Origin of the sequence: Pseudomonas sp. PD9R (assembly GCF_019200975.1) — a bacterium.
GTDB lineage: Bacteria > Pseudomonadota > Gammaproteobacteria > Pseudomonadales > Pseudomonadaceae > Aquipseudomonas.
The window spans coordinates 249,770-258,675 of the sequence record NZ_JAHTMR010000010.1; the positions used below are offsets into that span (position 1 = coordinate 249,770).

General features: G+C 57.5%; 9 protein-coding genes, 1 tRNA gene and 1 pseudogene. 6 read left to right on the forward strand and 5 right to left on the reverse strand.

Features of this window, described 5'->3' with window-relative positions:
• Positions 1–35: 35 nt before the first annotated feature.
• The 6 genes from pal (at position 36) to nadA (ending at position 4,362) form a co-directional block, all read left to right on the forward strand.
• Complete coding sequence (gene pal, locus KUF73_RS20240; protein WP_003178634.1) at positions 36–533, forward strand: peptidoglycan-associated lipoprotein Pal; 498 nt, start codon at positions 36–38, stop codon at positions 531–533.
• Between the two features lie 6 nt (positions 534–539).
• Positions 540–1,385 carry a tol-pal system protein YbgF gene (gene ybgF / locus KUF73_RS20245; RefSeq protein WP_218439814.1) on the forward strand — a complete coding sequence of 282 codons (846 nt, stop codon included), beginning with the start codon at positions 540–542 and terminating at the stop codon, positions 1,383–1,385.
• A gap of 165 nt (positions 1,386–1,550) precedes the next feature.
• Positions 1,551–2,198: a 7-carboxy-7-deazaguanine synthase QueE gene (gene queE, locus KUF73_RS20250; protein ID WP_053155342.1), complete on the forward strand. Its 648-nt coding sequence runs from the start codon at positions 1,551–1,553 to the stop codon at positions 2,196–2,198.
• 1 nt (position 2,199) lies between these two features.
• Complete coding sequence (gene queC / locus KUF73_RS20255; protein ID WP_218439815.1) at positions 2,200–2,892, forward strand: 7-cyano-7-deazaguanine synthase QueC; 693 nt, start codon at positions 2,200–2,202, stop codon at positions 2,890–2,892.
• A gap of 63 nt (positions 2,893–2,955) precedes the next feature.
• Positions 2,956–3,031 (forward strand) — tRNA-Lys (locus tag KUF73_RS20260).
• Positions 3,032–3,303: 272 nt separating this feature from the next.
• Positions 3,304–4,362 carry a quinolinate synthase NadA gene (nadA, locus tag KUF73_RS20265; RefSeq protein ID WP_218439816.1) on the forward strand — a complete coding sequence of 353 codons (1,059 nt, stop codon included), beginning with the start codon at positions 3,304–3,306 and terminating at the stop codon, positions 4,360–4,362.
• 87 nt (positions 4,363–4,449) lie between these two features.
• Here the strand turns inward: nadA and KUF73_RS20270 are convergent, their stop codons facing one another.
• From KUF73_RS20270 to KUF73_RS20290, 5 genes and pseudogenes are all read right to left on the reverse strand, one after another.
• Positions 4,450–4,938 carry an RDD family protein gene (locus KUF73_RS20270; protein ID WP_218439817.1) on the reverse strand — a complete coding sequence of 163 codons (489 nt, stop codon included), beginning with the start codon at positions 4,936–4,938 and terminating at the stop codon, positions 4,450–4,452.
• A gap of 96 nt (positions 4,939–5,034) precedes the next feature.
• Positions 5,035–5,247, reverse strand: coding sequence for a cold-shock protein (locus tag KUF73_RS20275; protein ID WP_007977299.1), 213 nt, complete (start codon positions 5,245–5,247; stop codon positions 5,035–5,037).
• A gap of 403 nt (positions 5,248–5,650) precedes the next feature.
• A complete protein-coding gene (gene gcvT / locus KUF73_RS20280) occupies positions 5,651–6,775 on the reverse strand; it encodes a glycine cleavage system aminomethyltransferase GcvT (protein WP_218439818.1) in 1,125 nt (374 codons plus the stop codon).
• A 39-nt stretch (positions 6,776–6,814) separates the two neighbouring features.
• The gene (locus KUF73_RS20285) at positions 6,815–8,191 is read right to left on the reverse strand and encodes an L-serine ammonia-lyase (protein WP_218439819.1); all 1,377 of its coding nucleotides are present in this window, start codon (positions 8,189–8,191) and stop codon (positions 6,815–6,817) included.
• Positions 8,192–8,419: 228 nt separating this feature from the next.
• A pseudogene (locus KUF73_RS20290) lies at positions 8,420–8,906 on the reverse strand (glycine dehydrogenase (aminomethyl-transferring)); the annotation flags it as partial.

Genomic DNA, 8,906 nt, shown 5'->3' on the forward strand with positions numbered 1-8,906 from the left:
TACTTAACACACTGGGGTTCATTAGGAGTTTCACGATGGAAATGCTGAAGTTTGGTAAATTTGCTGCGCTGGCTCTGGCCATGGCTGTAGCTGTAGGTTGCTCGTCTAAAGGCGGCGACAATGCCGGTGAAGGCGCTGTAGATCCAAACGCTGGTTACGGCGCAAACACTGGTGCAGTTGACGGCTCCCTGAGCGAAGAAGCTGCACTGCGCGCAATCACCACTTTCTACTTCGAATACGACAGTTCGGACCTGAAGCCAGAAGCCATGCGCGCTCTGGACGTTCACGCCAAAGACCTGAAAGCAAACGGCGCTCGCGTTGTTCTGGAAGGCAACACCGACGAACGTGGTACTCGTGAGTACAACATGGCACTGGGCGAGCGTCGTGCGAAAGCCGTTCAACGCTACCTGGTACTGCAAGGTGTTTCCCCAGCTCAGCTGGAACTGGTTTCCTACGGCGAAGAGCGTCCAGTTGCTACCGGCAACGACGAGCAGTCCTGGGCTCAAAACCGTCGCGTCGAACTGCGTAAGTAATTCGTCATGCGAACGTGCCGTCGTGCTGTAACTGTTCTGGCTCTCAGTCTCGCACCGCTTGCGGTGTGGGCTGCGGTTCCTGTGGTCGATAACGACTCTGGCTATAACAATAGCGGGAGTAGTTATCCGCCTGCAGGTTACGGTACGAACGGCGCCTATGCCGGGGGAGGGGTTTCGGCCCCTGTCTCGGCACAGGGCGAGCTGTTCAACCAACTGCAATCGATGCAGGAGCAGATCTCGCGCCAACAAGGTGTGATTGAAGTTCTGCAAAATGATGTAGCGCGCATGAAGCAGGAAAACCTGGAGCGATACCAGGATCTTGATCGGCGCATTGGATCCGGCGTTGCACCAGCCGCGACTCCTGAAAATTCTTCCACCGGTGGCAATTTGAACGCCCCCGGTGCAGCAGCGGCAGCTGGCGCTGGTGCAGGAGCGGCAGCCGCTCAAGCACCCACCGCGGGTAGCGAACCGGCAGATCCGGCGAAGGAAAAGCTCTATTACGACGCCGCCTTCGATCTGATCAAAGCCAAGGATTTCGACAAGGCCAGCCAGGCCTTCACCGCATTCCTGCGCAAGTACCCGAACAGCCAATACGCGGGCAATGCCCAGTACTGGTTGGGCGAAGTGAACCTGGCCAAAGGCGATCTGCAAGGTGCAGGTCAGGCGTTTGCCAAGGTTTCGCAGCTGTACCCAAAGCACCCCAAAGTGCCTGACTCGCTGTACAAGCTTGCTGATGTAGAACGCCGCCTCGGTCATACAGACCGGGTCAAAGGTATTCTGCAGCAGGTGGTGTCCCAATATCCGGGTACTTCCGCCGCTCAGTTGGCCCAGCGTGATCTGCAGAAAATGTAGGGCTGCTTGAGCCGTTTCGAAGAAACCCGCGCTTGCCGCGGGTTTTTTCGTTAGAATTCACGCCCTTTTATGAAACACGCTTTTTGGGACCTGCGCGGTGGCGGGGTTCCTTGAAGTGCCTGACGGAGGCGGACAGCCTGTTTAGCTGTTACGCCCGTGGCGACTATGCAAGACACATTGAGAATTACCGAAGTTTTCTACTCGTTGCAGGGTGAAACTCGGACTGCCGGCCTGCCCACTGTTTTCGTGCGCCTGACTGGTTGCCCGTTACGTTGCCAATACTGCGACAGCGCCTACGCCTTTACTGGCGGAACCATCCGAACGCTCGACGACATCCTTGAGCAAGTGGCCGGTTTTCGTCCGCGTTACGTCTGTGTCACCGGCGGCGAGCCGCTGGCACAACCCAACGCCATTCCATTGCTCAAGCGGTTGTGTGACGCCGGTTACGAAGTGTCACTGGAAACCAGTGGCTCTATCGATATCTCGGCGGTAGATTCTCGGGTCAGTCGCGTCGTCGATCTGAAAACCCCAGGTTCGAAAGAAGCGCATCGCAACCGTTATGAAAACATTGAGTTGCTGACGCCCAACGATCAGGTGAAGTTTGTCATCTGCTCGCGGGAAGACTATGACTGGTCTGTGTCCAAGCTGATCCAGTACGGTCTTGATCGGCGTGCCGGCGAAGTCCTGTTCTCACCGAGTCACCACGATCTCAATGCTCGGGACCTGGCTGACTGGGTGGTGGCGGACAACCTGCCAGTGCGTTTGCAATTGCAGTTGCATAAATATCTTTGGAATGACGAGCCGGGGCGCTGAAATGACGGAACAACTGAATACTGCTGAGAAGCGTGCGGTCATCCTGCTGTCCGGTGGGCTGGATTCGGCAACTGTCGTGGCCATGGCCCGTGCCGAAGGCTACAGTTGCTACACCATGAGCTTCGATTATGGTCAGCGATCCCACGCCGAATTGCATGCCGCCGCGCGCGTTGCTCGGGATTTGGGTGTGGTTGAGCACAAGGTCATCGGCTTGAACCTGAACGGTATCGGCGGTTCGGCCCTTACCGACAGCAGCATCGATGTGCCGGAAGTTCCGGGTGAAGGTATCCCGGTGACCTACGTGCCTGCACGCAACACTGTGTTTCTGTCCCTCGCCCTGGGTTGGGCTGAAGTGCTGGGTGCGCATGACATCTTTATCGGTGTGAATGCTGTCGATTACTCCGGTTACCCGGACTGCCGCCCCGAGTTCATTGAGTCCTTCGAACGCATGGCCAATCTGGCGACCAAGGCAGGTGTAGAAGGGCAGGGCTTCCGTATCCAGGCTCCACTGCAAAACCTCAGCAAGTCGCAGATCGTCCTGGCAGGCGTGAAGCTTGGCGTGGATTACGGGCTGACTGTTTCCTGCTATCAGGCCGACGATGATGGCCGTGCATGCGGCAAGTGCGACAGCTGCCGACTGCGCGCAGAAGGCTTTGCGGCGGCCGGAATAAGCGACCCAACCCCTTATTTTTGATTTATTTCAAAATAGGTGTTGAATAGTCCTTAAAAATCAGTATTATACGCGCCACCACACAGCGGGTCGTTAGCTCAGTTGGTAGAGCAGTTGGCTTTTAACCAATTGGTCGTAGGTTCGAATCCCACACGACCCACCATTTTCAAGCTGTTTTAAAAGTCTGGAAGGCCCACGAAAGTGAGGATTTCCGGATTTTTTTTTGCCCGCGATTTAAGCCCGCCCAGCTTCTGGGCAGCACCATACGACGTAAGTCAGAATCATCTTTTGCATCTTCGGGATATTCTGTAGCCTTGCGCAGCTTCAACGCTGTCCGTGCCTGATGAATACTCACTTTCCCGGCGGTACCCTGATGGGTCCGGAGCCGGGTGTATACTCGACTTTCGCGCGAATGCGCCTGCAGGTCTTGCGAAAATGACGCAGATTTCCGAACGCCTTCTGGTTCAAGCCCACCTCGACGCCAAGCAGCCCAAGCCGCTGACAGCCGATGAGGAAGCCTATTACCGTGCCGCCATCGCTGCCGAGCTCAAGGCTCAGGACGCGGTGCTGGTTGCCCACTTTTATTGTGATCCGATCATTCAGGCGCTGGCCGAAGAAACCGGCGGCTGTGTCTCTGATTCGCTGGAGATGGCCCGCTTCGGCAGAGATCACTCGGCCAAGACCGTTGTGGTTGCCGGAGTGAAGTTCATGGGCGAAACGGCAAAAATCCTCACCCCTGAAAAACGCATCCTGATGCCGACCCTGGAGGCGACCTGTTCGCTGGACCTGGGTTGCCCGGTCGATGAATTTTCCGCGTTCTGCGATCAGCATCCCGAGCGTACCGTAGTGGTTTACGCCAATACTTCCGCGGCAGTCAAAGCCCGAGCGGATTGGGTCGTGACTTCAAGTTGCGCACTGGAGATCGTCGAGAGCCTGATGGATAACGGCGAGACCATTATCTGGGGGCCGGATAAACACCTGGGCACCTACATTCAGCGGCAGACCGGTGCTGACATGCTGCTGTGGGACGGTGCGTGCATCGTCCACGAAGAGTTCAAGTCCAAGCAACTCGAAGACATGAAGGCGCTGTATCCGGATGCGGCAATCCTGGTGCACCCGGAGTCGCCGACTTCAGTGATTGAGCTGGCGGATGCCGTCGGTTCCACCAGTCAGTTGATCGCGGCTGCGCAGACCTTGCCAAACAAAACCCTGATCGTCGCCACTGACCGAGGCATCTTCTACAAGATGCAGCAGCTGTGCCCGGACAAGGTCTTTATCGAAGCGCCAACGGCGGGTAACGGCGCCGCATGCCGCAGTTGCGCGCATTGCCCGTGGATGGCGATGAATACCCTTGAGCGCACGCTGAAGAGCTTGAAGGAGGGGGCGAATGAGATCTTTGTTGATCCGGCACTGGTTCCGCAGGCGATTCGGCCGTTGAAGCGGATGCTCGACTTCACACAGGCTGCGCGGATGAAGCTGGCTGGGAACGCTTAAGAGCGAAATCAAAAGGTCGCAGCCTTCGCCAGCTCCTACATAGGTCCGTGTAGGAGCTGCCGAAGGCTGCGATCTTTTTTGTGTGTGTTACTTGGACTTCTTGGGAATGCGTACAAGCTGGGTATTGGAATACATGTCATGCCAGCTGCGTTTTTGCTTATCGAACAGCGACCAGATAAACCCCAGGCCGACGCACAGCAGTGATGCAATCGATACCACAAAGCGCAAAAGCGCCTGCCACAGGCTGATGGACGAACCATCAGGATTCTGTACGCGGATACACCAGACCTGCATGCCCAGTGTCTGGCCCGACCAGGTCCAGAACTTGGCGAAGAAGCCGAACAGCACAAACAGCAGAACCGTCGAGAGCAGTGGGTCGCCATCAAGCGCTCCGGCTTCGGTGAGCGTGCGCATTTTTTCCTCGCCGATGATCGCCATCTGAACCATCTTGTAGATGCCGCTGGTGACAATCAGCAGGGCGGTACACAGCAGGAAGTCATAGAACATCGCTGCCAGTCGACGACCCAGGCCAGCGGCAGGAAATTCGCCCTGGGGGTTAAGCAGGTGTTTCGACATGGCGGGCACTCGGCGGAAAAAGAAGCCATTTTACGGATTTATGCGCACAAAAAAGCCCCTGATGTCAGCATCAGGGGCTTTTTCGTTACAGAAGATTTAGGCTTCTGCTTGTACTTCGTCTGCCTGCATGCCTTTCTGGCCTTGCACAGCGATGAAAGTTACTTTCTGGCCTTCTTTCAGGCTCTTGAAGCCGTTGCCCTGAATAGCGCGGAAATGTACGAACAGATCCGGACCGCTTTCTGGAGTGATAAAACCAAAACCTTTCTCGTCGTTAAACCACTTGACGGTGCCGCTCTGACGTTGGGACATTTCTTATTTCCTTTGACGCAAAAATTAATGACAGTCTCCTTCTCGTGAAAGAGTACTGGGGCTGGTTGCAGGAGAGTAAGAAGACGTCGAACGGGATGTAGCTAACTTGTAGGCTACTGCCCAGGTCACGATTCCAAGCGACCCATGCAAACACAGTGAACAAACTCTACGCCAACTACGGGAGAAAAAACAAGCCCTGTGAAAGGCCCGGATTTGCTCACGTTTGCGCTGCTAGCGCGCTAACTAGTACGGGCTTATGCGATAGAGGCGTTCACTTGTTTTCGATCGTTATAAGCGCCGTTCATAATCGAAGCTTAGAGTTGAACAATGCACTGTTTTATGGCGGTTGCGTTACACATTAGTGCACTGTTAACGCAACCGCGTTACTTATAGGAACAGTCAATCAGCCACGATAGTAGCGTTGTGGAACAAATGGCATTTTGCTTACAAGCAAAGGAACCTTTTTCCCACGAACAATGGCCCATACCTGGGTATCGAGAGCGATATAAGCGCTGTCGAGGTAACCCATCGCCAACGGACCGCCCAAAGTCGGTCCGAAACCACCGCTGCAGACGCTGCCGATGATCTCACCAGCTTCATTGACGATCTCTGCCCCTTCGCGCACCGGGGTGCGTTCCTGTGGCAACAGACCGACACGCTTGCGGCTGACACCGCCCTGTTGCTGCGCGAATACGGTCTCGGCACCAGGGAAGCCACCGGCACGCGCGCCATCGGCACGGCGTGGCTTGGAGATGGCCCACAACAGGCTGGCTTCGATGGGGGTGGTTTCAGTGTTCATGTCATGGCCGTACAGGCATAGGCCGGCTTCCAGGCGCAGCGAGTCGCGAGCACCAAGGCCAATCGCTTCGACTTCTGGCTCGGCGAGCAAGGCGCGGGCCAGCGCTGCAGCGCTAGCGGCCGGGACGGAGATTTCGAAGCCGTCTTCACCGGTGTAGCCCGAGCGGCTGACAAAGCACTCAACGCCTAGCAGTGTCACGCGGGCGAACTGCATGAATGTCATTTTCGCGACTTCTGGTGCCAAGCGAGCCAATACGGTGACCGCCGCTGGACCTTGCAAAGCCAACAGGGCGCGTTCTTCGAACAGCGGCTCAATGGCGCATTGTTCGCCGATGTGCTTGCGCAGGTGCGCCAGATCCTGGTCCTTGCACGCGGCGTTGACCACCAGGAACAGCTCGTCGTTACCCAGGTTGGCGACCATCAGGTCGTCGAGGATGCCGCCGGTTTCGTTGGTGAACATCGCATACCGCTGCATGCCGACGGGCAGGTCGATGATGTCCACCGGCACCAAAGTTTCAAGAGCCTTGGCCGCATTGGCGCCGGTCAGGCGAATCTGGCCCATGTGCGAGACGTCGAACAGCCCGGCCTGATCGCGGGTGTGCTGGTGTTCTTTCATCACGCCCAGCGGGTATTGCACGGGCATGTCATAACCGGCGAACGGCACCATGCGCGCACCGAGTTCGATGTGCAGGCTGTGTAGCGGGGTTTTCAACAGTTGTTCGGTGGACATATTCAGCTCCTGAAAATGATGCAGATGCAGGTGAGTGCATCAGCACTCGATAATGTTGACCGCCAAACCGCCACGGGCGGTTTCTTTGTATTTGCTTTTCATGTCGGCGCCGGTCTGGCGCATGGTGCGGATGACCTTGTCGAGGGAGACGAAATGCTGACCGTCACCGCGCATGGCCATGCGCACGGCATTGATGGCCTTGACCGAACCCATGGCGTTGCGCTCGATGCAAGGCACTTGCACCAGACCGCCAATCGGGTCGCAGGTCAGACCGAGATTGTGTTCCATGCCGATTTCCGCAGCGTTTTCGACCTGCTGCACGCTGCCGCCGAGGACTTCGCACAAGGCGCCGGCGGCCATGGAGCAAGCCACGCCGACTTCGCCCTGACAGCCGACTTCGGCGCCGGAGATCGAGGCGTTTTCCTTGTACAGAATGCCAATGGCCGCAGCGGTCAGCAGAAAGCGCACCACCCCGTCATCGTTCGCGGCAGGAATGAAGCGCATGTAGTAATGCAGCACCGCTGGAATGATCCCGGCCGCACCGTTGGTGGGCGCCGTGACTACGCGCCCGCCGTTGGCGTTTTCTTCGTTGACTGCCAGGGCGTACAGGTTGACCCAGTCCAGCACCGACAGTGGATCGCGCAGGGACGATTCAGGGTTGCTGCACAATTGTCGGTGCAACGCAGCCGCCCGGCGTTTGACCTTCAGGCCGCCCGGCAGAATGCCTTCGTTGCGGCAACCGGCGGCGACGCAGTCTTGCATCACTTGCCAGATTTTCAACAGGCCGGCGCGGGTTTCCGCTTCCGGCCGCCAGGCGCTTTCGTTGGTCAGCATTACCTGGCTGATGGACAAGCCGTAGGTGGCGCAGTGGCCGAGCAGGTCCTTGGCACTTTTGAAGGGAAAGGTCAGCGGGGTTACGTCTTCTACAATGCGATCGGCGCCAGCCGCGTCTTCATCGACGACAAAACCGCCGCCCACCGAGTAGTACTCGCGGCTGCGGATCTGCAGGCCGGCGGCGTCGAATGCGCGAAAAATCATGCCATTGGGGTGATAGGCCAACGGTTTGCGAATCATCGCCAGGTGTTCTTTCTCGTTGAACGCAATGCTGTGTTCGCCGAGCAGGTTCAAGCGGCCGCTGCCGCGAATGGCTTGCAGGCGGGCGGCAACGGTTTCGGTGTCTACGGTATCCGGGTGTTCGCCTTCCAGGCCGAGCAGCACAGCCTTGTCGCTGCCGTGCCCCTTGCCGGTGGCGCCGAGCGAGCCGTAGAGCTCGACTTTGACGCAGGTAGTCGCCGTCAGCAGACCTTCACGACGCAAACCTTCGGCGAAGCGCGCGGCTGCGCGCATCGGGCCGACGGTGTGGGAGCTGGAGGGGCCGATGCCAATCTTGAACAGGTCGAACACGCTTAACGACATGGTTGTTCTCCGGTTTCTTGTTATAGGTGCAGCTATCACGGGAGATGCGTTACGTGACTGCAATCTTTTGTCACGGGAGATGCTTTATGTAGCAGCTGCCGCAGGCTGCGATCTTTTGATCTTGATTTTTCGATCTCAAAATCGTCGAAGATCAAGATCAAAAGATCGCAGCCTCGTTTTACTCGACAGCTCCTACATGGGGAGCGGTTTGCCCGCTCCCCTGTAGGTTTAAGCGTAGCTTTCGATCGACGGGCAGGCGCAAACCAGGTTGCGATCGCCGAACACGTTGTCGACCCGACCGACCGGTGGCCAGTATTTGCCTTCGATCAGCGATGCAACCGGGTAAACCGCCTGCTCGCGGCTGTACGGATGGCTCCACTCACCGACCAGTTCCGCCGCGGTGTGCGGGGCGTTTTTCAGTGGGTTGTCGTCCTTGTCCAGGGTGCCGTTTTCCACCGCGCGGATTTCTTCGCGGATGCGGATCATGGCGTCGCAGAAGCGGTCGAGTTCTTCCTTGGATTCGCTTTCGGTCGGCTCGATCATCAGCGTGCCGGCCACCGGGAACGACATGGTCGGGGCGTGGAAGCCGAAGTCGATCAGGCGCTTGGCGACGTCATCGACGCTGATGCCGCTGCTGTCTTTCAACGGGCGCAGGTCGAGGATGCATTCGTGGGCGACCAGGCCGTTGCTGCCGGTGTAGAGCACCGGGTAGTGC